The sequence below is a fragment of the Bacteroides congonensis genome, from assembly GCF_900130125.1.
Taxonomy (GTDB): domain Bacteria; phylum Bacteroidota; class Bacteroidia; order Bacteroidales; family Bacteroidaceae; genus Bacteroides; species Bacteroides congonensis.
The window spans coordinates 1-22,528 of sequence record NZ_FQXY01000006.1; the positions used below are offsets into that span (position 1 = coordinate 1).

The window sequence follows — 22,528 nt, forward strand, 5'->3', positions numbered from 1 at the left end:
AGTATAGCGAGTTGCTAGAGTATATATATCCAGTGACACAAGAATATTTCCCTGATTTTGATTATGATGAAGAAACAGGACAGGCATATATGTTGCCGTCACAAACGCCAGATACTTTTAAAGGAAGATACAACAGAGGGATATTGAAAGGTAGATTTTCCATTGATGCTTACTTGCAGAATCGTGAATTGCAGGATTTACTTACTACATTAGATTTAGATGCTGAAAAGTTTTGGTATCTATTGCTTTTCTGTTATGATTGCAGTTGGGGTAAATGTATGGAGGGTATAGAAATAAAAGAATCCCCTAAAGAACAGATAGAAAAACTTGTTAATGCTATCAGTGAGGATTATAAAAGAGATACTCCGTTTGGTGCAGTCTTTAAAAGCCCAATTTGTATTACCTTGAAAATAGGTAGAAAGAATATCGTGATAGATAATAAGACGGCTATTGCTAGTATAGCAAAGTTTTGTGCAGACGGATTGGAAACAGTAAATTCAGACCAAATGAATACTGGTAACGTTGATTTGAGTAATCCACATACTGAATCATTCTCCGTATTCGCTTATTATTTTTCACAAATGATTATCACTGCCTTGAATTATCAAGAACAGGTAAAAGAAAAGAGAAAGAAGGGAGCTAATATGTCTGACAAGGAAAAGACGCTGATTTCTCATCTACTATACTTCACTGGCATCGTGAGCAACGAAAGTGTGTTGGTTGATAATGACTACTTGAAGTCTTTGTTGAAACAATATAAAGACAAGGACATAAGGAGTTTGAACGCATTTTATCATTGATTGAAACTTATTTTATTGTTTATTTCTGCTTTCTTATTCTTTAAATACTTCATTCTACAACTTGTGAAGTGGGGGAATAAGAAAGCAGTGTTTTTTTATTCCCGTTAGCTTTTCAAGAAAAGGGCAATCTTTGTAGTATAAAAATAATCGGTGAGCCAGATACCAAAATAAGTCCGCAGGGCAGCGGTAAGATTTATATGAAGAAAAACGAAGTAACAACATTAACCTCGTTAGTAAATGAAGGAAAAAAGATTGCACGTTTAAGCGGTAATCGTGATTTGAATGAAAAGATTGTGAAGGCTAAAATGGAAACACTTGAAGAGTGCGGACAGTTAATTCCTGCCATAGTGGTAGATGCTACTGATGTTATAAATCAAGGGCTGGAAGTTGTTGATTTTACTACAGGTAATATTATAAGAGAAGAAGAAGCTGTGGATTATTTGGTGTTGGTGGAAGGTAATCATCGCTATGAAGCGCACCTTAGACTTATAGCGAGTAATGAAGAACGGGATGAGCAAAAACGTTATAAGAGAGAATTTAAGTTATTGTATGCTTTGAATACGGAACTACCAATAGCTAAGATGTTATCAGAAATCAATATTGCTACTAATCCGTGGAAGGGCAGCGACTATGTGAAAGGAGCAAAAATAAACAATCAGCAAAAAAAACTACCTTTGTTGGATGCTATGAATAATTTAGTAAATAAAGGTTATTCTTTAACTTCAGCGTCGAAGTGGCTGACCTTCACCTCGAAAATTAATAAAAAAGTCATGGATTGTGCCATAGACGGTAACATTGTTGATGAGTTGAAAAATACCAATGGCTTGGAAAGAGGGTTAAGACTTTTGCAAGCGGCAGAAGGTATTTTTAAAGAAACGACAATACAGGCACGAACAGTAATCGACTGGATAATATCCAAGTATGAAAAAACTAGTGATAATCTCAAACCTGAATTTACAAACAAAATGGAACGTTTTTTGAAAAATATTAGTAAAGAAGATGCTGATTATATTGAAAAAGCCAAAGGAACTAGAGGAGGTGATACGAAAGAAAATATTATCAATAATAAATTGAGTGGATTGTGGGACGGATTTGAAAAATAATCCGTAGAGATAAGAAGCCAGTAGGTGCTTCCTGCTGGCTTTCCAACAAGAATAATAACTAATAAAGATATATCATGATTAAGGAGAGTAAAGGCAATATGTATGAATTTGTGACACACACATGGAATCCTATTAAGGGTAAATGTTCTCATGGCTGTACCTATTGCTATATGAAAAAAATGTGTTCTCGTTTGAATACCCCTAGATTAGATGCGGCAGAATTAACCTGCTATCTTGAGTGCTTGAACTTTATATTTGTAGGAAGTAGTATTGATATGTGGGCAGAAGATATACCTAGCCATTGGATTCAAATGGTTTTAGATTATTGTGATAGGTCTGCCAATAAATACTTGTTTCAAAGCAAAAATCCTTCCAGAATATTAGATTTTATAGCTCATCCTGTATTTCATCATTCAGTGGTTTGTACGACCATAGAAACCAATAGGTTTTATCCAGAAATAATGCGTAACTCACCAGAGATAGAAGAAAGGGTAAGAGCAATGGAAAAAATTGCAAATTTGGGTATAGATACCTATGTTACGGCAGAACCTTTGATGCAGTTTGATTTGGATAAAATGGTGGAGTACATAAAACGATGTAAACCTCTACAAGTAAATATAGGACGGAATACGAACAGAAAAGTACAGTTGCCAGAGCCAACAGCAAACGAAGCGAAAGTACTTGTAACAGAACTGGAAAAGTTCACAACAGTGGAGATAAAGAAAAATGCAGGAATATGGTTTAAGTGAAAGCCAGAGTCAAAACAGAAAATCCAACTATCAGAAATGGTAGTTGGATTTTTTTATGTTCAATTCACTAAAATAAAAAAACATTTTAACACAGCATCGTAATTTACTGATTTTTAGACAAATGAATCCGTCTATCAATTGTTTGCGGCAATTCTGATTCATAATGTGTTACCATAATCATCGTCTTATCTTTACGTTTGCAGAAGGCTTCGATAACCTTTTTGACCCGACGACGATTATAAGTATCCAATCCATGAAGCGGCTCGTCCAAAATCAGCAATTCCGGATCTTTGACGAAAGCACGTGCCAACAGAGCCAGACGTTGCTCCCCGCTGGAAAGTTGCAGGAAAGGTTTGTCTTTCAGACCGGCAATACCGAATATATCCATCCACCATTCACAGACAGCCATCTGTTCCGGTTGGGGGCGTTTGTACAGACCGATACTGTCGTGCAAGCCGCTCGCAACAATCTCGATGGCCGGCAGGTTCTTGAGATAGGCACGGTGCATTTCGGGACTTACATATCCGATGTGTTTCTTGATTTCCCAAATGCTCTCCCCCGTTCCCCTCTTCCGTCCGAAAAGGCTGATGTTGCAGGCATATGATTGTGGATTATCCGCACAAACCAAACTCAATAATGTGGACTTTCCTGCGCCGTTCTCTCCGCTCAACGCCCATTTTTCCCCACGACGCACCGTCCAGTCCAGTTCGTTCAGAATAGTACGGTCATCGTAGCCGATACTTACCTTATTCAGTTTCACCACTTCGTCCGAATCATAGTTATTGCCGTCATAAGGCAAATCAATGATACGCTTCTGCAATTCATTGAAAGAAACAGCTATATCTCTGTCGCGAAAAGCATCGAGGTAGGCTTCACGTTCCATCTTGGGAAACACTTCCATTTTATCTACCGGAATAACGTGGGTGATAAACGACGGTATATCATCGAGCATGGAAAGTACCAGAATAATCTGGACAGACGACATCTTTGTCAGATGTTCGAGCAAAGAGAACAAAAGTTCGCGGGTAGGCGCGTCCAGTCCGATAAACGGATTATCCATTATCAGGACGCGGGGGGCTGTCAACAGTGTTTTTGTAAGTTGGAACTTACGCAGTTCGCCACTGGAAAGAAGAATTATCTTTTTATCAAGAAGAGGTTCGATACGGAAGAGCTCGAACAACTCATTCTTTAACTGTTCGTCTTTGATTTCCCCCAACATTTCGCGGACATCCGGTGTTTCATCCTGGTCATGCGCATTCCAACGCTGTTGGTAGTAATAATTGGCATCCGCCGCTCCATAAGTATCACGGAACGCGATATATTTCACATTATCATAAACGGTTTGAGTGGCAGAAGGGGAAAAGTCATACTGGAGCGTTCCTTCGCGCAACGGATATTTTCCGGTCAATGTATCTACAAAAAGGCTTTTGCCACCACCATTAGGCCCTACAATGGCTATATGTTCATCCGCACCGATAGTTGCCGTGACAGGTTTGGCTAAACGCACAAGCGGGTTGCGTGCAACGCCCCCCGCCATGCTAAATGTATTTTGGCTCATATTCTTATATTCTGTTTCATTATTGTCCGCAAAGGTAACAATTTTATCACAGAACAAGCATTTTTCTTGTCTATTTAGTAAATCCGTAAGGCGGACATTCAAAATTAGTAATATTCAGCCTGTATTCCATCATATCTTTTAATTCATGCACCGGACGTTCCAGTTCATAAGGTATCGGCTGCTTGCTGAATTGCTGGAAATACAGTAAACAGGCATCTTTCCACCACACTGCATCCCGCGCCTGAATCTTCAACCGGTGTTGTACATCACGAAAACGTTCCGGGTCGATGTATTTCTCCATAGGCTCCCACAACTTTTGGAAGTTTCTGGTTTCTTGCACCCCACGGTCATAAGCATAGCACAACTCCGCCCAAAGTGTACGCCCGCTCTTCATCCGATGATTCCAGGGAACATGATGAAACCAAAGAAGCAGGTTTTCGGGACAGGTATTTACGTCATCCAGTTGTTCGCATAAAGGAGAATGATATTGTGCAGTCGCATTGCTTCCTTTGCTGCTGCGGTCGAATCCGATGCCGTCCTTATCCGCCCTGTGATAATAAGAAGGCATCCAGTCGAGACGGGCGCCGGGAATATCACACCAGGGTTCCGGCCCGTAATGATGTCCCCATGCAAAGATGTGATGCAGTCCGAGGGGCATCATATAATCGACTACTGCTTCCCTTGACTTTTGGAGAAGTTGAGAGTTGAGAAGGGAGAGTTGAGAGTGAAGTTGTTGTCTCTCTTTTTGGGACAGTTCATTTGCGGAATCACTGCGTGACTGTTCGAAAATGGGTAGAAAGGTTTGCTTCAGCCATTCTTCGCCTATCTCTTCGGATGAAAGGGAATGTTTCCAGGCGAGACGCCCGAAGGCATACCAGTTGGCTTGCGCAAAAGGATGCCCGCACCAGTTTACATCGTCGCCGATGTTGGTAACTCCGGCAATAGCAGTCAACGGATGAGAAAACAGAGAGCCATCCGTCACACGGGCGATGGTAGAACCTGCGCCTTGCACGTAAGTGTCACTATCCAAACATTCCTTCCACATGGGAGCGAGAAAGGCAAGGTGGTTGGAGAAGCCCAGATACTCCTGTGTGATTTGGAATTCCGGCATCACGGGCGTTTTCTTCATGGCTCCGAATAGCGGACTGAACGGTTCACGGGGTTGGAAGTCAATCGGGCCGTTCTTTATCTGCACAATTACATTGTCGCGGAACTTTCCATCCAAAGGTTCAAATTCAAGGTAGGCCTGCTTGGCACGGTCGCTGTCCGTGGGCGAGTAAACGAAGGCACGCCACATGATGATACCGTGATAAGGTTTCAATACATCGGCAAGCATGTTCGCTCCTTCGGCATGGGTACGTCCGTAATCACACGGCCCGGGTTGTCCTTCGGAGTTCGCTTTCACCAGAAATCCGCCGAAATCGGGAATCAGGGAGTAAATCTCTTTTGCTTTCTTCTTCCACCAGGCGATTACTTCTTTATTCAAAGGGTCGGAAGTAGGTAAGCCACCCAGGGCGGCCGGAGATGAAAAATTGATAGAAAGATATACTTTCAATCCGTAAGGACGGAAGATATCAGCCAGTGCTTTTACTTTTTGCAGATAGTCGTCGGAAAGAATCCTGGGACTTGCGTTAACGTTATTCACCACGGTTGCGTTGATGCCGATAGAAGCATTGGCACGTGCGTAGGCTTCGTAACGGGGAGAGATTACGGCAGGAAGTTCTTCCCACTTCCAAAGTGAATGTCCGGCATAGCCACGCTCAATCGTTCCGTCCAGATTGTCCCAATGGTTCAGGATACGAATCCGGTAATCCGGTTTTTCCGAGATATTCAGAGCGTTCAAGCTTGAGTCCGGATTAGAGTTTGAACTCAAGTTTGAGTCTGAGTTTGAGTCTGAGCTTGAATTTGAGCTTGGGTTTGGATTCAAAAGCTGTTCCGTAGCTTGCAGACGGAGTAAGTGGTAAGTTCCATAAAGCACGCCTTGTTCACCGGAAGAAGCAATAGTGATTTGCTTGCCGTCGGCAGAAGTACGGATGGTGTATCCTTCATTTCCAAGTGCACGCAGTTCTTTAGTTGCGTTTACTTCCAAAGCCACAGGTATACCGCCTTTCCAATGTTTCTGTAATTCGGAAACGGCAATATTCAATGTCGGCGACTGCTTCCTGCAACTAATTTCCGCCTTCGTACCCGTCGCATAGCGAAGCCACAGGGCGCTTCCATCTTCCGCACGGGACGAAAGACAGAAGAACAAGGCTAATAATATAGATATTATTCTCACAAGTAATAGTTCAAAGTTTATCTATTCCTTCAATGGTGATAATCCGCCCGTCCGCATCATATTGGAGTTCACAGACTTTCAGACTACGAAGCCATGTCTTCCCTTCGGACGGCACACAGTCGTGATGGAACAAGTACCACTTGCCTTTGAATTCCACAATGGCATGATGGGTAGTCCACCCCACTACTGGAGTAAGGATAACGCCCTGATAGGTAAACGGCCCGTAAGGATTGTCGCCAATCGCATAACAAAGCAGATGAGTGTCTCCCGTAGAATAAGAGAAATAGTATTTACCATTATATTTATGTACCCAGGAAGCTTCAAAAAAACGACGGTCGGTATCTCCTGCTGTCAACGGCTTGCCGTTCTCATCCAAAATTATCACCGGACGGGGTTCTTCCGCAAATTCCATCATATCCCCACTCAAACGGGCTATACGAGCCGGCAAAGCTTCTTCCTCTCCTTTCGGTAGAACAGCCGACTCCAAAGCCTTATTATTCCGGTAACGTTGAAGTTGTCCGCCCCACAAACCACCGAAATACATATAGTAATTACCGTCGCCATCGTCCAACACGGCAGGGTCTATGCTATAACTTCCCTTCATCGGGTTGGCTTCCGGCACAAAAGGGCCGTATGGATTATCGCTGACAGCCACTCCGATACGGAATATGTCATTCCGGTCTTTCAACGGGAAATACATATAATACTTACCGTTCTTCAAAGCGACATCGCAATCCCAAAGTTGACGTCCCGCCCACGGAATATCCTCTGTGGACAGCACTACACCGTGGTCGGTAATCTCACCGTTCATCACATCGTCCGTAGAATAGACGTGATAGTCTTTCATGTTGAAATGATCCCCGTTGTCATTTTCGGCAATCCCGCTTTCCCAGTCATGAGAAGGGTAAATGTAGAGTTTGCCGTCAAATACGTGTACGGCAGGATCAGCCATATAATCATTGGGAACTAAATATCTTTTTTCTGTTTTCATGGTTCTATTCTTTTTACTAATAAAGTTAATATTATCGCTCAGACAAACGATTCATTTCCGTGCTGCTTCTTTGATAATCAAGTCGACTATCGGTTTCGGTTGGTAGTTGCGGTCGAAAAGCAACGGATAATCCGTGCGTCCATTCATCGGCCAGTCGTTGCGCCAGGAGTTATGGTCGGCCACTCCCCAAAGGGTAACCCTGGTTATAATATCCTGATGTTTCAGGAAAAGACGGAAGAAGTCGTTCATACGCGCTGTCCATGCCTTTGCCACTTCTGCAGGCAGTTCCTTCGGATAGGGATTCATCTCTTTCTTATATTCGAAAGAAGCGGAGACTTCCGCACCGACATTGGGATTCGGTGAGGGAATAACTGTCAGATCCAGTTCCGTTATCATCACCTTTACTCCTGTTTCGGCAAAAGCAAGCATACTCTTTTCAAATTCACTGATTTTCGGATACTCCATGCCGACATGTCCCTGCATACCTATGGCATCAATACGGATACCCCGTTTTTTCAGGTCTTGCACCAGTTTCACAACTGCCGCCCTTCTTCCCGGAAGAGCCATCGAATAGTCGTTGTAGTATAATTCGGCGTTCGGGTCGGCTTCGTGTGCATACTGGAAAGCCAGAGGAATATACTCTTCTCCTAAAATCTCATAAAACTTCGTCTTACGATACGAACCATTATCTTCAAATGCTTCATTCACTACATCCCAACCTTTGATACGGCCTTTGTAACGTTTCACAACGGTGGTGATATGTTCTTTCATCCGTTTCTTCAAGACTTCGGGAGAAACATTTTTGCCATCCTTATCCACGCAGAACCAACGGGAAAGTTGAGTGTGCCATATCAAGGTATGTCCTGTAACCGTCAAATTGTTTTTCTCGCCGAATTCTACAAATTCATCCGCCTTTGTAAAGTTATAACGGTTCTCCTCAGGATGGATTTCCTGGTTTTTCATGCAATTCTCCGCTACAATGGCATTAAATTGTTTCCGGATAACCTCTGCTCCTACTTTATCTTTGCCGGATGCCTGTTGTGTATTCACTGCCGTTCCTATCAGGAATTTATCTTTCAAGGCTTCTTTCAAAGTATTCTTTTCTTGCGCAGAAGCTATCGAAGAGCCTGCTATCAATGCTGCCACAACCCATAAGAATGATACAGTTGTTTTTGTCGAAATCTTCATATTTATCTAATTCTATTAATTATTAATCAATTGTTTTCCAGTCTTCGTTTTGTCAGGTCTGCCTGAATATGCTCATTCAATTTCTTTGAAATCGGATAGAAGAACAACGCAATCACTCCGATAAAGAATGTGATAGAAGGAATCACACTGGACGTCAGGCGAATGCCAAAGAGCGCACTCTCTGTTTGTGCTACATTAGGGATGAAACCGAACGAATCGACAATCGCGCCGCAGATAGCTCCACCGATACCTAATCCGGCTTTCAATGCAAAAACCACTCCTGCAAAGACAAAACCCGTAGCACGGCGATGGTTCACCCATTCGGAGTGATCGGCTACATCACCCATCATCGCCCAAAGCAACGGGATGGTAGGTGCGTAAGCCAAGCTCTTCAAACTGTTTATGATGAATATCGTGCCGATGCTCGTTGAATCTACCATAAAAAACAAAGCTGTAAACAATGCGGTCAGTGCCAGACAAATCAAGAACACATTCCGCTTGCCAAAGATATTGGAAAGATAGCCGGAAAGCAAAATTACACCCGCTAAAGTGATAATCTGACCAATCATATTGAACAGGCTGAAACCTACTGCAAATACATTGCTATGGTCAGGCTGCGCTATCAAGCCGAAAGCATCAAGAAAAGTATGCCACATTCCATACGTTTCCCCTTCTACCCTCACTAGTCCGAAGTTTTGCAGGAAATCGAAAAGGGCTGTCTTATCTACGAAGTAATTAAAATAGTAGGACATACTGCTGCCCCACATAGCCAATGTCGTAAACAGGAAAAGGGTCAGGATAAACATAGACTTCCAGGGACGGCTGCTTACAATGTCCTTAAAGTCCTGTTTCACGGAAGTCTTCTGTCCCACAGGCGGAGTGATACGTTCTTTCGCAGAAAAGAAAGTGATTACTAATAGAATGACTCCGATAACAGCAAACAGAGTGATTGTCAGAAACCATCCGCGCTGGTCGTCTCCCTGTCCGAATTTAGAGACTAACGGCAGAGTAAGTCCTTGTACAACGAAAGTGGCTATCGTAGCCGTCACGAAACGGATGGACGAAATACTGGTACGTTCCTTTATATCACTGGTCATTACGCCACCCAGGGAAGCATAAGGTGTGTTATTGAAGGAATAAATGGACATTAATAAGGTATATGTAATACCTGCATAGATTATTTTACCACGCTCGCTAAGGTCGGGTGTCGTAAATGCCAGGATGAAGAATACAGCAAAAGGGATAGCCGTCCACAATAGCCAGGGGCGGTATTTCCCCCAACGAGTATTGGTTCTATCGGACAGGATGCCTACCACGGGATCGACAAACGCATCGAATATGCGTGCGACGAGTAATATCATTCCTGCTGCTGTTGCTTTGATTCCGAACACATCTGTATAAAAGAAAAGTTGGAACATCATCATCATTTGGAAAATCAGGTTCGCAGAACCGTCTCCCAAGCTATAACCGATTTTCTCGGCCATCGACACTTTTTGAGTCTGTGCTTTCATGGTACTGTTATTTATTTTATTCATTCTGTATTTTCTTTTATGTTTTAGCCTGTGAGCATTTGAAAGGAAAAACCATCCGAAATGTCACAGTGCAAACTTAAGAAGTTTATTCCCTACCGCCGAGGAATTACGATTCAGAATGTTTCTTGTCTGTTACATCAGCGTTTGCAAATGTTACAAATACGTTTTACCATGTTACATCCAAGCTAAGACAGGCATTAGAAGGCAGGTGCAAGCAGCAAAGTGAGTTTTACTTATACATTATCAGCGCAGACTGACCGGGGACAATCACTTCCGCCCCGGTTTGCGTTCCCAATCCGCGGACGTCTATCATACCGTCTTTGCACACGACTGTGTATTTGCCGGCAGGCACTTCAAGACGGGCAGGCGTAGTACGGGAGTTGTAAGCAACGACAATATCTCCCCAACGATCCCCGTTGGCATGGTCTTTCAGGCGGAACGCAATCAGGTTCCTGCCTTCTACGGGAAGAAACTCCAAATGTTTCCGAACTTTGTCCGCATCTCCCATACGGAAAGCGGGATGGGATTTGCGAAGGTCTATCAGCCGTTTGTAGTACATGAAGACATCGCCATTCGTCGTTTTGCGTCTCCAGTCAATGGCATTGACCGCATCCGGACTTTTGTAACTGTTATCCACTCCTTGTTTGTCACGCATCACTTCTTCTCCGGCATAGATAAACGGAATGCCCTGCGAAGTAAAGACGACCGTTTGCGCCAATTTATCAAGGCGTACAAGTTGTTCGGGAGTAATCCCCGGCATACTCGCTTTCAATCGGTCTGTCAGGCATAAGCCATCGTGACAGGAGACGTAGCCGATCATTTGAGTCGGTTCTTCCGCCCACGGCTTCTGACTGTAATTCACCGAATCATACCGTACTTGCGGATGCTCAATAGCTCCTACGATACCAAACTTAACGCTATTCTCCCCACCCGGAATTCCGGCAAGGAAAGCTCCTTTGTCTTTTTCCCAAACAGGGCCGCAGAGTCCGTCACGCAGTTCGTCGGAGAAAACGGCTATTCCCGGCATATGGGCAGCGTTTCCTTTCATTGCCAAAGAATCAGCAGGATATTGGGGAGTTTCGGCCGCCCAGCCTTCGCCATAGATGCAAATTGTCGGGTCTACTCCGTTCACCGCCTTGCGGATTTCGTTCATTGTCTCAATGTCATGCACTCCCATCAGGTCAAAGCGGAAACCATCGATATGATATTCCTTCATCCAGTAGAGGACGGACTCTATCATAAACTTACGCATCATAGGGCGCTCGCTTGCCGTCTCATTGCCGCATCCCGAACCATTCGCCAAGCTGCCGTCTTCTTTCTGACGGTAAAAATAGCCGGGAACGGTACGTTCAAAGTTGCTCTCTGCCGTATTGAAAGTATGGTTGTAGACTACATCCATAATCACACGGATACCGGCTTTGTGAAGTGCCTGCACCATTTGCTTGAATTCTTTCACACGGGTGGCAGGCTGATAAGGGTCAGTTGCGTAGGAACCGTCGGGGACGTTGTAGTTCAACGGGTCGTATCCCCAGTTGTACTGGTTTTCGTCCAGTTTCGTTTCATCTACGGAAGCATAGTCATAAGAAGGAAGGAGATGGACGTGCGTCACGCCCAGTTCTATCAGATGGTCGATGCCGGTCAATAGTTTGTCCGAGTTCATCGTTCCGTGTTCGGTCAGTGCGAGGTATTTTCCTTTGTTCTTTATTCCTGAAGTAGAATCGACGGAAAAGTCACGGTGGTGCATTTCGTAGATAATCATATCGGCAGGAGATTTCAACGGTGGACGCTGGTCGCTCTCCCACCCTTCCGGATTCGTTGACTTCCAGTCAATGATAGCGGCACGTTTTCCATTCACTCCGACCGCATGGGCATTGATGCCCGGTGTATCTCCCTGCCACTTATCGTCAATCTTCACATTGAAAGCATAGAATTTATCGAGCAAATCCTTGTTTACTATGGTAGTCCAGGTTCCGTCCTCTCCGCGCTCCATCTTCACTGTTTCGTAAGCGTGTCCGCCTTCGCCTTCATCATAAAGCATCAGGCGCACTTCTTCCGCTGTCGGCGACCAAAGAATAAACTTAGTTGCTTCCGGCGCATATTCCATTTCCGTAAGACTTCCCGTGCGAACCGGATATAACTCAAAAGAAGCATATTCCTTTTTCGCTGAAGAGCAACTCATCACTGTTGCCACTGTAGTAACCCCTACTATTGCTGAATAATTAATTCCCATCCTAATACTCTCCTGTGATAACGTTTTTCGTTCTATGATTATCTTCTATAATCTATCAGTAACCCATCAGTTTACTTTACCTTATCCGGATTCTTCGCTATAAAATCCTTCCAGCTACTATACCCCTTTTCCATGACAGGGCGTCCCATTTGCAGAAAATGACAGTAGGCGGCAGCCAGTCCGTCCGTAGCGTCCATAAAGACAGGCATATCTTCTTTCGAGAGACGGAGCATCCGCTGTAACATATCCGCCACCTGCTCTTTCGAAGCCTGTCCGTTTCCGGTAATCGCCATCTTTATCTTCAAAGGGGCGTATTCGGTGATAGGAATATCACGGCTCAATGCCGCCGCCATCGCTACTCCCTGCGCACGTCCCAGTTTCAGCATAGACTGCACGTTCTTACCGAAGAATGGAGCTTCAATAGCCAGTTCGTCAGGCAGATAACTTTCAATAATTCCCAATACCCGTTCGTGGATATGGCGCAGTTTCAGATAGTGATTGGCAAATTTGCGCAAGTCGATAATTCCCATGGCAATCATTTCGGGCTTGGTTCCTTTGATTCTCAAGACTCCGTATCCCATGATTGTCGTACCGGGGTCAATCCCCAGGATTATCTTTTCCTTTACCGGCTGAATCACTCCACTATCTCCATTAATGTCGGAAATCCGACCACTTTATCTTTAAATATTTTTGTAAGTTCGTCATTCAAACGCACTCCCTGTTCCAAATGCCAACGATGCAGCAATCCGCTGCTTTCCACTTCCCATTGCAGAGAATAGGCACTTCCATCTTCCCGATGACTCAGAATCCGGCAAATACGCGGCGCTTTCAATGTGCCGTGTTTTTGCACTTCGGGAATATAGAATTCTTTTATCCAAATCAAAAAATTGTCGTGGATGGCATCGTCCACCTGAAAAGTAGTATTATAAATCAGCATATTTTTTTTTTCAAACAATTATTTACCGCAAACATAGCAATTATTTCAGAATATTGCATTATATTTGCGCCAACAAAAAAGGATTCGTTTGCAAACGTTATCATATAAAGTTGAAAAAGGGGGGTTAGCTCATCTGGCTAGAGCGCGACACTGGCAGTGTCGAGGTGATCGGTTCGAGTCCGATACTCTCCACTAAAAAAAGAGCAATTCTGAAAAGAGTTGCTCTTTTTTGATTTATTTTATGGAGTAACTTTACGCTCTCGAATAACCTATTATGCTTTATGCGCACTAAAATAAAAAAAGACCTTTATTCAAGGTCTTTTTTTATCACTTCATCCATTTCCTTTATACGTTTCTTACGATCCTTGATAGGGCCGTCCTTCTTGTCATTCTTGAACACATTGTCGGCACGGTCGGCCACCTCGCCGCTCCATTCTTCAAAATCGTTCGTAGCCGGACGACCATTCGGTTCGATATTCTCTTCGGCAATCGAATCATGTCTGTTAATCATATCATCCATAAGTTTTCTTTTTTATAGGTTCATGGCTATAAGACAATTAAGAACAAGATAAGTTTGTTGTATTAATGATTTTTGAAGAAATTAAAGGTACTATTATACCGTGCCAGTGATAGGTGATAGAGGATTTCGCGTTTTTACTTGGGAGAGAGCACTGATTTATTTGGCACGATAACTCTTCGGACGGAAAGGAATATACAAGGTATAATTACTATCCGACGGCTTTCCCCCGACAAGGGCAGGCGACCATTTCGGCATCCCTTTCACTATGCGAAGTGCTTCTTCCGCAAATTCAGGATGAGTGGAACGCAGAATGTGCGGACGAAGGATCACTCCCTCTTTGTCAATAGTAAATTCACAGAGGACATATCCCGATACATTCTTTTCCAAAAGGCTTTCCGGATAAATCATCTGTCCGGCGATATATTCTTCCGCACTCATGTCCGGAAAGTGAGCCAGTTCTTCGACTTGCCTACCCGAAAGCGTTTGTGAACGAGGGCCTATCTGATAAATGCCTACATACATCGGTTTCTTATAAGCATCCGGTTGTTCCTTAGTACGTTGCTGCAACGATTTCAATAAGGCGGCAGCCTCTTCCGCCAAAGTCGGCTCCGAAATATTGTCACCTTTGGACAACATATATGCCGACTGGCAAACCAACACCAGACGTTCCATCAAAGTTCCCTTGGCAGGCGACCATTTACGCCCCATCTGTTCTTTCCCATTCGCATCAGTAGAAAAGAAATAATAGACAATTCCGTCCAAACCTGCACTGGAACCATCCAAATCCTGTATCTGCTCGGTGACTAAACGAAAAATAGCTCCTAAAGACTGGTAAAGGGATGCGCTGATTACTACCGACTTAGTCTCCACTCCCACTGTTCCTTTCTCCGCTTGCCAGTAGGTACGCGACAGCGTATTTGAAATCAGGGAATAACGCCCGTTCCTCTTTTCAACCGACATTGCATATTCGGGTGAAAAGGAAGGGATAGCTACAAAACGTGCATAAGGTTGTTTTTGAAAACCTGTATTTAGTAAAGAAAACACATTACGATAATATTCGCCCAACTCACCTTTATAAGTAGAAAAAGGTCGCACCGGCTCCAAATAATCTATTTGAGCCATAAGGCGGAAAGAAAAAGTCAAAAGCAGAAGAGTGAAAACAATCTTTTTCATAAGTTGCCGGATTTTCGGTACGTATCGGGAACAAAGTTACTACAAAAAAGTGAAATGCGGAAAGATATAGTGATAGAATTGAGTTACAGGGGTTTCAGTTGTACTTCCGATTATTCGTGAAGCCATCGCAATCACCGCTGAAGCCAAATCAGGACGCCGCTACGTTACTTGTCCGTAACCATACCCAAAAGGGCGACAAACGGACACGGATGGCGAAACAAGACGTTAAGGATTAGTGAGTTACTGACAACCCACGCAACAAATCCGGTTACGGAAAAAGATTGCGCCGTTCCTCCCCGTTTTGCGTACCGACACCGGACTCTTCACCAACTAATTTTGAACCTAAAAAAATTAAGGACGATGAAGAGTACATTTTCAGTAATCTACTACCTCAAGCGTCAGGTAGTGAAAAAGGACGGGACAGTACCCGTCATGGGACGCATCACGGTGGACGGCAGCCAGACGCAGTTCAGCTGCAAGCTGACCGTCGATCCCAAGCTGTGGGACACCAAAGGGGGACGTGTCACGGGCAGAAGCTCGGCGGCACTCGAAACGAACCGCATGCTCGACAAGATGCGTGTGCGTATCAACAAACACTATCAGGAAATCATGGAGCGTGACAACTTTGTCACGGCGGAGAAGGTCAAGAACGCCTTTCTCGGACTGGAACACCGCTACCACACGCTGATGCAGGTGTTCCGCCAGCACAACGAGGACTACGAGAAACAGGTGGAGGCCGGCATGAAAGCCAAAGGCACGCTCTTGAAGTACAGGACCGTTTACAAGCACCTGCAAGAGTTCCTCACCATCCGCTACCGCGTGAAGGATATTGCACTGAAAGAGCTTACGCCCGCCTTCATCTCCGACTTTGAGATGTTCCTGCGCACGGACAAGCACTGCTGCACCAATACCGTGTGGCTGTATGTCTGCCCCTTGCGGACGATGGTGTTCATCGCCATCAACAACGAGTGGCTCACACGCGACCCGTTCCGGGAGTACGAAATCAAGAAGGAGGAAACCACACGCAGTTTCCTGACGAAAGAGGAAATCCGGCTGCTGATGGAGGGCAGGCTGAAAAACGCCAAGCAGGAGCTTTACCGCGACCTCTACCTGTTCTGCGCCTTCACGGGCTTGTCGTTCGCCGACATGCGCAACCTGACGGAAGAGAACATCCATACCTACTTCGACGAACACGAGTGGATAAACATCAACCGCCAGAAGACGGGCGTGGTGTCCAATATCCGCCTGCTCGACATCGCAAAGCGCATCATCGACAAATACCGGGGACTGTGCGGGAACGGCAGGATTTTCCCCGTTCCCCACTACAACACGTGCCTTGCCGGAATCCGTTCCGTTGCCAAGCGTTGCGGCATCACCAAGCATATCACGTGGCATCAGAGCCGCCACACGGCAGCTACGACGGTGTTCCTCTCCAACGGCGTACCCATTGAAACGGTGAGTTCCATGCTGGGACACAAGAGCATAAAAACGACGCAGATATACGCAAAAATCACCAAAGAGAAGCTCAACCAAGACATGGAGAACCTTGCCGCAAGGTTGAACGGCATCGAGGAATTTGCAGGTTGCACCATCTAAAAACAGAGAAGCCATGACACGAGGAACCATCATCATAGAGGACAACAGGGTCAGCGTAACCGGTAACGGGGTATGGATGACCGCCACAGAAATCGCCGGGCTGTTCCACACGGGCGTCCCGGCAGTGAACGCCGCCATCAGAGCCGTCCGCAAGCCGGACGTGCTGAACGACTACGAGGTGTGCCGCTACATGCGGCTTGAAAACGGGCTGCACGCGGATGTTTACTCGCTTGAAATCATCATCCCCGTCGCCTTCCGGCTGAACACCTACCATGCGCACGTGTTCCGCACGTGGCTGGTAGGCAAGGCACTCACGAAGGAAAAGCGGCAGGCATACGTGATGTTCATACAGAACGGAAAAGCCGGGTATTGCTAAACACACATACATATAATTATAAAGGAAACGGACAGCCCGTATGGAGTTGCCCGTTCCCTTTTTTCATGCAGCCGCCTTATTCCATCGGCTTGCTGTAGTTCGCCTCCAGCAGCTCACGCAACCCCGATTCGGGGTAAAGCACCTTTCCTCCCAAAAGGATAAAGGGCAGCACCCTGTTGTTGCGGTACTCCTGCAAGGTGCGGCGGCTGACACGGAGCAGTTCCGCCACCTCCCTGTCCGTCAGGTAACGCTCCCCATCCAGCGGCGGACGGTAACTTTCCAGAAAGGCGGAAAGCCATTTCGAGCCTTTGCGCATGTTCTGCACGACGGAGGCAAGCGGCTCGTCCTCCATCGTAAACACTTCATTGTTCTCGTTCATCATCATTTCGGATTCAGTGGGTTGTGAATAATAAAAAATCAAATCATTTTCCGCCGGGATAGAGCGTGCCGACAAGCGGAATGAGCCTTTTGACCTCCTCCGGCTTGTAATAGAACCTGCGGTTAATCTGCGAGTAGCCGATAAGCCGCCTGTCACGCAAGGTCTGCAACGTGCGCGGGCTGATCCTCAACTGCCCACAGACCTCCTCGCCCGTGAGCCACCTTTCCATCCGCCCGCCGTCGCTCCTGCGCCTCAGGGCGGCTACCTTCTCCGCGAGGGCGTTGAAGGACGCCACCATCATCTCGAAGGTCTTTTTCTCGATAGATACTATTTCCATAAGCAAAACATTTCAGAGTTTGCCGCAAAGGTAACGAAGCCGCCTTGCACACGTGCCGTTTCCCGCTAAAAGGCAGCTTGTTGCGCCGTCTGTCCGGTTTACGGAGCCATTATCCGTAAAAATCTTACGTGAGCCACGTAGTGAGCTGTTAAAGCCCCTTTGGTTTATTGCCGAATTTTGCCGCAGAAACCAAAAGAAAGGACTGAATATGAAAGTGATAACGATGGAAAGTTCCGCCTTCACCGCATTGACGGAACAGATAGCCGAGATAGCGGCACACGTGCGTGCCGTTTCCGGCGGGAGAAAGGAAGAAGCTCCCGACAGGCTGCTCACCACCCGCGAGGCGGCGCACCTGCTGAACGTGAGTTGCCGCACCCTCCAGCGCATGCGCAGCGAACAGCGCATCGCCTATGTCGTGCTGCGCGGCAAGTGCCGCTATCGGCAGTCGGAAATCGACCGCCTGCTCGAAGACAGCACCGTCACGGGAGATGCCGCGACACCGGAACAGATGAAACGCAACCACACGCTGCGCACGGGCGGCAGACCCAAAGGAAGGAGGACGTAGGACATGGAACTGCTTACCCGCAACAATTTCGAGAACTGGATGCAGAAGGTGATGGAACGGCTCGACCGTCAGGACGAGATGCTGCTATCCATGCAGCCGTCCGGCAAAGCCCCGAACCCGATGGAAGGGATCAGGCTTTTCGACAACCAAGACCTGTGCATGCTGCTCCAGATCAGCAAGCGCACCCTGCAACGCTACCGCAGCATCGGCGCATTGCCCTACAAGACGCTCGGCAAAAAGACCTATTACAGCGAGGCGGACGTGCTGACGTTCCTCTCCGAACATGTAAAGGATTTCCGCAAGGAAGACATAGCCTTCTACAAGGCTCGTATCCATAATTTCTTTCAAAAATAACCATTAAAACATTTTTCAGATGGCAAAGAAAAAAGACGAAAAGGACGTGCTGGTTGTCCGTGACGAGAAGACGGGCGAAATCAGCGTGGTAGCCGGGCTGAACGCCGACGGCTTCCCCAAGCGCATCCCCGCGAAAGCGGAGAACTCGCAGAGTTTCCTGCAATTCGACCGGCACGGCGACGTGCTGGACAACTTCTTCAAGAACTTCTTCCGGCAGTGCAAGGAACCCAGCCGCTTCGGTTTCTACCGTGTCGCGGCGGATCAAGCCGACAAACTGCTGGAGGTTATCAAGGACTTGCTGAAAGACCCCGACGGCAACAAGGAACTGCTTGCGCCCCACAAGGTGGACACCTCCGGCTACGAAAAGAAAGTACAGGAGGAGCAGTCCGCCGAAAAGCAGGAACAACCGGAACAGAAACAAGATGACGAACCTAAAAAACAGGAAGAACTGGAACAGAAAAACGAACAGAATCAGGAAAGCCCGCAGCAGACGCAGGGCAACCGGGGCTACCGGCCCATCGACGAGAGCAAGATCAACTGGCAGGAGTTGGAGGAGAAATGGGGCGTGAAGCGCGACGACCTTGAAAAGTCGGGCGACCTTGACAGGATGCTCAACTACGGCAAGTCCGACTTGGTGAGGGTGTCGCCCAATTTCGGCGGAGAGGCTTTCGAGCTGGACGCCCGCCTCTCCTTCAAGAAGGACGGCGAGGGCAATGTCAGCCTTGTGCCGCACTTCATCCGCAAGGAGCAGAAGCTCGACGAGTACAAGGAACACAAGTTCTCCGACGAAGACCGTAAGAACCTGCGCGAAACGGGCAACCTCGGCAGGGTCGTGGACCTCGTGGACAGGGAAACGGGCGAGATCATCCCCTCGTTCGTCAGCATCGACCGCAAGACGAACGAAATCACGGATGTCCCGGCCAGCAAGGTGCGCATACCGGAGCGCATCGGCAAGACGGAAATCACCAAGCAGGAGCAGGGCATGCTGCGTGCCGGGCTACCCGTGCGCGACAAGCTCATCGAGCGCAAGGACGGCAGGAAGTTCGTCACCACCCTGCAAGTGAATGTGGAACAGCGCGGCGTGGAGTTCGTGCCGGGAACCGGCAGGTCGCCCCGTACCGCCCAAACGCAGGAAACGAAGAACAACCCCGCACAAGGACAGGCGCAGGGTACGGAGAATGCCGGGGGCACGAACAAGGAGCAACGCCGCAACACGTGGACGAACGCCGACGGCAGCATCCGCCCCATCAGCAAATGGAGCGGCGTGGACTTCACCGAACAGCAGAAAGCCGACTACGTGGCGGGCAAAGCCGTGAAACTGGAGAACGTGACCGACAAGCAGGGCTTCCACGCCACGATGTACATCAAGTTCAACCCGGAAAAGGGACGCCCGTACCGCTACGACACCAATCCAGACAACGCGCAGAAGGTCGCGTCTTCCAACGAGAGCCGCACGCAGGTGGCGGTGAACAGCGAGGGCAAGACCAACGAGGCTACCAAGAACCTGAAGGAGCCGTTGCGAAAGGGACAGACCGCCCCGAAGGACACCGCACAGCAACAGCAGCAGGAGAAGCCGCAGAAGAAAACGGGCAAGGGCATGAAGATGTAATCCAGTGTCCGCCACTAAATCCGAAGTAACATTTGTAAAATTCAAAACGACAGAAAAATATGAAGACAATCATTGCAGAAAAGCCGTCTGTGGCACGTGAGATCGCCCGCATCGTGGGCGCGACAAAGAGAGAGGAAGGATATTTCGAGGGAGGCGGCTACGCCGTGACATGGGCGTTCGGACACCTCGTGCAGCTTGCCATGCCCGACGGCTACGGCATACGCGGCTTCGTCCGTGACAACCTGCCCGTCATCCCCGACACCTTCACGCTCGTCCCCCGTCAGGTAAAGACGGAGAAGGGCTACAAGCCCGACAGCGGCGTGGTGACGCAGATCAAGACCGTAGCCCGACTATTCAAGGAAAGCGAACAGATTATCGTGGCGACCGATGCAGGACGCGAGGGTGAGCTTATCTTCCGCTACCTCTACCATTATACCGGATGCACCACCCCGTTCGTCCGCCTCTGGATAAGCTCGCTTACAGATAAGGCTATCCGCGAGGGACTGCGCAACCTCGAAGCGGGCGGCAAATACGACAACCTCTATCTTGCCGCCAAAGCAAGGAGCGAATCAGACTGGCTTGTGGGCATCAACGGCACGCAGGCACTTTCCATCGCCGCCGGACACGGCACATATTCCGTCGGACGGGTGCAGACACCTACATTGGCGATGGTGTGCGCACGCTATTGGGAGAACCGCCGCTTTAGCCCCGAAGCCTTCTGGCAGCTCCATATCGCGACGGACGGCTGCGATGAAGGAACGGTGAAGTTTTCATCTTCCGAAAAATGGAAAGAGAAAGAGCCCGCGACGGAACTGTATAATAAGGTGAAGTCGGCAGGCACAGCCACTGTCACGAAAGCCGAACGCAAGGAGAAGACGGAGGAAACACCGCTCCTGTACGACTTGACCACGCTCCAGAAGGAAGCCAACGCCAAGCACGGCTTCACGGCGGAACAGACGCTTGAAATCGCGCAGAAGCTCTACGAGAAGAAGCTCATCACCTATCCGAGAACCGGAAGCCGCTACATTCCCGAAGACGTGTTCGCCGAAATCCCCAAGCTGCTCGCCTTCATCGGGGCTTTGCCCGAATGGAAAGGCAAGGTGCAGCCGAAAGCCGTACCGACACGCAGAAGCGTGGACGGTAGCAAGGTGACAGACCACCACGCCCTGCTCGTCACGGGCGAGAAGCCGCTGTTCCTCTCCAAAGAGGACAGCACCGTCTATCAGATGGTTGCCGGACGCATGATCGAGGCGTTTTCCGAGAAATGCGTCAAGGATACCGCCACCGTCACGGCAGAGTGTGCCGGAGTGGAGTTCACGGTGAAAGGTAGCGTCATCAGGCAAGCCGGATGGCGTGCCGTCTATGGCGAGGAGGACAAGGAGGAAACCGCCATCCCCGGTTGGGAGGAAGGCGACACGCTGACGCTGAAAGGCTGCTCCATCACGGAAGGCAAGACCAAACCCAAGCCGCTGCATACCGAAGCGACATTGTTGTCCGCTATGGAAACGGCGGGCAAGGACATAGAGGACGACGCACTCCGTCAGGCGTTGAAGGACTGCGGCATCGGCACGCCCGCCACCCGTGCGGCGATTATCGAAACGCTCTTCAAGCGCGGATACATGGAACGCTGCAAGAAGTCGCTTGTGCCGACTGAAAAAGGGCTTGCCCTCTACTCGGTCGTGAAGACGATGCGCATCGCCGACGTAGCCATGACGGGCGAATGGGAGAAGAATCTGGCACGCATCGAGCGCGGGGAGCTGCCAGCCGACACCTTCCGCAGGGAGATAGAGGCGTACACACGCGAAATCACCTCCGAACTGCTCTCGTGCGACAAACTGTTCTCCCGCAGGGATTCCGGCTGCAAGTGTCCCAAGTGTGGGACGGGCAACATGCAGTTCTACGGCAAGGTGGTACGCTGCGACAACGCGGAGTGTGGGCTGCCCGTGTTCCGCCTAAAAGCGAACCGCACCCTTTCCGACGACGAGATCAAAGAACTGCTCACCGACGGGCATACGAAGCTGCTCAAAGGCTTCAAGAGCAAGCAGGGCAAGAGCTTCGACGCCATAGTCGCCTTTGACGGGGACTATAACACGACTTTCGTGTTCCCCGAAAGGAAAACGAGCAGGAAATTTTCAGGACGGAAGAAATAGTATTAACTTTGCCACTGGTTCAGAGTAATGAATTGTTCTTCGATATCGGATTACACTCATACTTTGGATTTAGTGGTGGCACTCGGAGGGATACCGAGTGCCT

At 47.8% G+C, this 22,528-nt stretch carries 21 protein-coding genes and 1 tRNA gene; 10 read left to right on the forward strand and 12 right to left on the reverse strand.

The features are described 5' to 3' along the window. From BQ7997_RS00080 to BQ7997_RS00090, 3 genes are all read left to right on the forward strand, one after another. The coding region (locus BQ7997_RS00080) for a hypothetical protein (protein WP_073342340.1) at positions 1-800 on the forward strand (800 nt) is incomplete at its 5' end. Between the two features lie 197 nt (positions 801-997). Further along, a complete protein-coding gene (locus BQ7997_RS00085) occupies positions 998-1,903 on the forward strand; it encodes a hypothetical protein (RefSeq protein ID WP_055278963.1) in 906 nt (301 codons plus the stop codon). Positions 1,904-1,977: 74 nt separating this feature from the next. Next, complete coding sequence (locus BQ7997_RS00090) at positions 1,978-2,652, forward strand: DUF5131 family protein (protein ID WP_082436464.1); 675 nt, start codon at positions 1,978-1,980, stop codon at positions 2,650-2,652. 103 nt (positions 2,653-2,755) lie between these two features. Here BQ7997_RS00090 and BQ7997_RS00095 read toward each other — a convergent pair whose 3' ends face one another. From BQ7997_RS00095 to BQ7997_RS00130, 8 genes are all read right to left on the reverse strand, one after another. Beyond that, a complete protein-coding gene (locus BQ7997_RS00095; RefSeq protein ID WP_073342748.1) occupies positions 2,756-4,210 on the reverse strand; it encodes an ATP-binding cassette domain-containing protein in 1,455 nt (484 codons plus the stop codon). 70 nt (positions 4,211-4,280) lie between these two features. Then, positions 4,281-6,488, reverse strand: a complete 2,208-nt coding sequence (locus BQ7997_RS00100; RefSeq protein ID WP_073342343.1) for an alpha-glucuronidase family glycosyl hydrolase — start codon at positions 6,486-6,488, stop codon at positions 4,281-4,283. A gap of 10 nt (positions 6,489-6,498) precedes the next feature. After that, positions 6,499-7,479: a glycoside hydrolase family 43 protein gene (locus BQ7997_RS00105; protein WP_073342345.1), complete on the reverse strand. Its 981-nt coding sequence runs from the start codon at positions 7,477-7,479 to the stop codon at positions 6,499-6,501. 51 nt (positions 7,480-7,530) lie between these two features. Continuing rightward, entirely contained in the window at positions 7,531-8,667 is a 1,137-nt protein-coding gene (locus BQ7997_RS00110) for an endo-1,4-beta-xylanase (RefSeq protein ID WP_073342348.1), read from the reverse strand. A gap of 26 nt (positions 8,668-8,693) precedes the next feature. Further along, on the reverse strand, positions 8,694-10,178 hold the full coding sequence (locus BQ7997_RS00115; RefSeq protein WP_073342750.1) for an MFS transporter: 1,485 nt from the start codon (positions 10,176-10,178) through the stop codon (positions 8,694-8,696). 250 nt (positions 10,179-10,428) lie between these two features. After that, positions 10,429-12,429, reverse strand: a complete 2,001-nt coding sequence (gene pulA / locus BQ7997_RS00120) for a type I pullulanase (RefSeq protein WP_083589128.1) — start codon at positions 12,427-12,429, stop codon at positions 10,429-10,431. Between the two features lie 71 nt (positions 12,430-12,500). Then, on the reverse strand, positions 12,501-13,067 hold the full coding sequence (gene ruvC / locus BQ7997_RS00125) for a crossover junction endodeoxyribonuclease RuvC (RefSeq protein ID WP_022137522.1): 567 nt from the start codon (positions 13,065-13,067) through the stop codon (positions 12,501-12,503). Next, positions 13,064-13,366, reverse strand: coding sequence for a DUF4286 family protein (locus BQ7997_RS00130; protein ID WP_022137521.1), 303 nt, complete (start codon positions 13,364-13,366; stop codon positions 13,064-13,066). Before BQ7997_RS00130 ends, ruvC begins: the two co-directional genes overlap by 4 nt. A 118-nt stretch (positions 13,367-13,484) precedes the next feature. Between BQ7997_RS00130 and BQ7997_RS00135 the strand changes: the two genes are divergently transcribed. Continuing rightward, a tRNA-Ala gene (locus BQ7997_RS00135) sits at positions 13,485-13,558 on the forward strand. Between the two features lie 115 nt (positions 13,559-13,673). Here BQ7997_RS00135 and BQ7997_RS00140 read toward each other — a convergent pair. Then, positions 13,674-13,886 (reverse strand): hypothetical protein, encoded by a 213-nt coding sequence (locus BQ7997_RS00140; protein WP_022137520.1) that lies wholly within the window; start codon positions 13,884-13,886, stop codon positions 13,674-13,676. Between the two features lie 156 nt (positions 13,887-14,042). Beyond that, positions 14,043-15,059, reverse strand: coding sequence for an energy transducer TonB (locus BQ7997_RS00145; protein WP_044656677.1), 1,017 nt, complete (start codon positions 15,057-15,059; stop codon positions 14,043-14,045). Positions 15,060-15,419: 360 nt separating this feature from the next. Here BQ7997_RS00145 and BQ7997_RS00150 point away from each other — a divergent pair, with 360 nt between their 5' ends. Then, entirely contained in the window at positions 15,420-16,655 is a 1,236-nt protein-coding gene (locus BQ7997_RS00150; protein ID WP_073342353.1) for a site-specific integrase, read from the forward strand. Between the two features lie 13 nt (positions 16,656-16,668). Then, positions 16,669-17,031 (forward strand): virulence RhuM family protein, encoded by a 363-nt coding sequence (locus BQ7997_RS00155; protein ID WP_073342355.1) that lies wholly within the window; start codon positions 16,669-16,671, stop codon positions 17,029-17,031. A 76-nt stretch (positions 17,032-17,107) separates the two neighbouring features. Here BQ7997_RS00155 and BQ7997_RS00160 read toward each other — a convergent pair whose 3' ends face one another. Then, positions 17,108-17,413 (reverse strand): helix-turn-helix domain-containing protein, encoded by a 306-nt coding sequence (locus tag BQ7997_RS00160; protein ID WP_073342752.1) that lies wholly within the window; start codon positions 17,411-17,413, stop codon positions 17,108-17,110. A gap of 40 nt (positions 17,414-17,453) precedes the next feature. Next, positions 17,454-17,747, reverse strand: a complete 294-nt coding sequence (locus BQ7997_RS00165; RefSeq protein ID WP_032535412.1) for a helix-turn-helix domain-containing protein — start codon at positions 17,745-17,747, stop codon at positions 17,454-17,456. Between the two features lie 223 nt (positions 17,748-17,970). On the opposite strand from BQ7997_RS00165, the gene BQ7997_RS00175 reads away from it, so the two are divergent. From BQ7997_RS00175 to BQ7997_RS00190, 4 genes are read left to right on the forward strand one after another with little or no spacing between them, the layout of a single operon-like run. Beyond that, positions 17,971-18,312 (forward strand): helix-turn-helix domain-containing protein, encoded by a 342-nt coding sequence (locus BQ7997_RS00175; protein ID WP_445531311.1) that lies wholly within the window; start codon positions 17,971-17,973, stop codon positions 18,310-18,312. Positions 18,313-18,315: 3 nt separating this feature from the next. Next, positions 18,316-18,666, forward strand: a complete 351-nt coding sequence (locus BQ7997_RS00180) for a helix-turn-helix domain-containing protein (RefSeq protein ID WP_073342361.1) — start codon at positions 18,316-18,318, stop codon at positions 18,664-18,666. A 19-nt stretch (positions 18,667-18,685) separates the two neighbouring features. Further along, a complete protein-coding gene (locus BQ7997_RS00185) occupies positions 18,686-20,275 on the forward strand; it encodes a DUF4099 domain-containing protein (protein WP_073342363.1) in 1,590 nt (529 codons plus the stop codon). Positions 20,276-20,334: 59 nt separating this feature from the next. After that, on the forward strand, positions 20,335-22,425 hold the full coding sequence (locus tag BQ7997_RS00190) for a type IA DNA topoisomerase (protein ID WP_073342366.1): 2,091 nt from the start codon (positions 20,335-20,337) through the stop codon (positions 22,423-22,425). Positions 22,426-22,528: the final 103 nt, after the last annotated feature.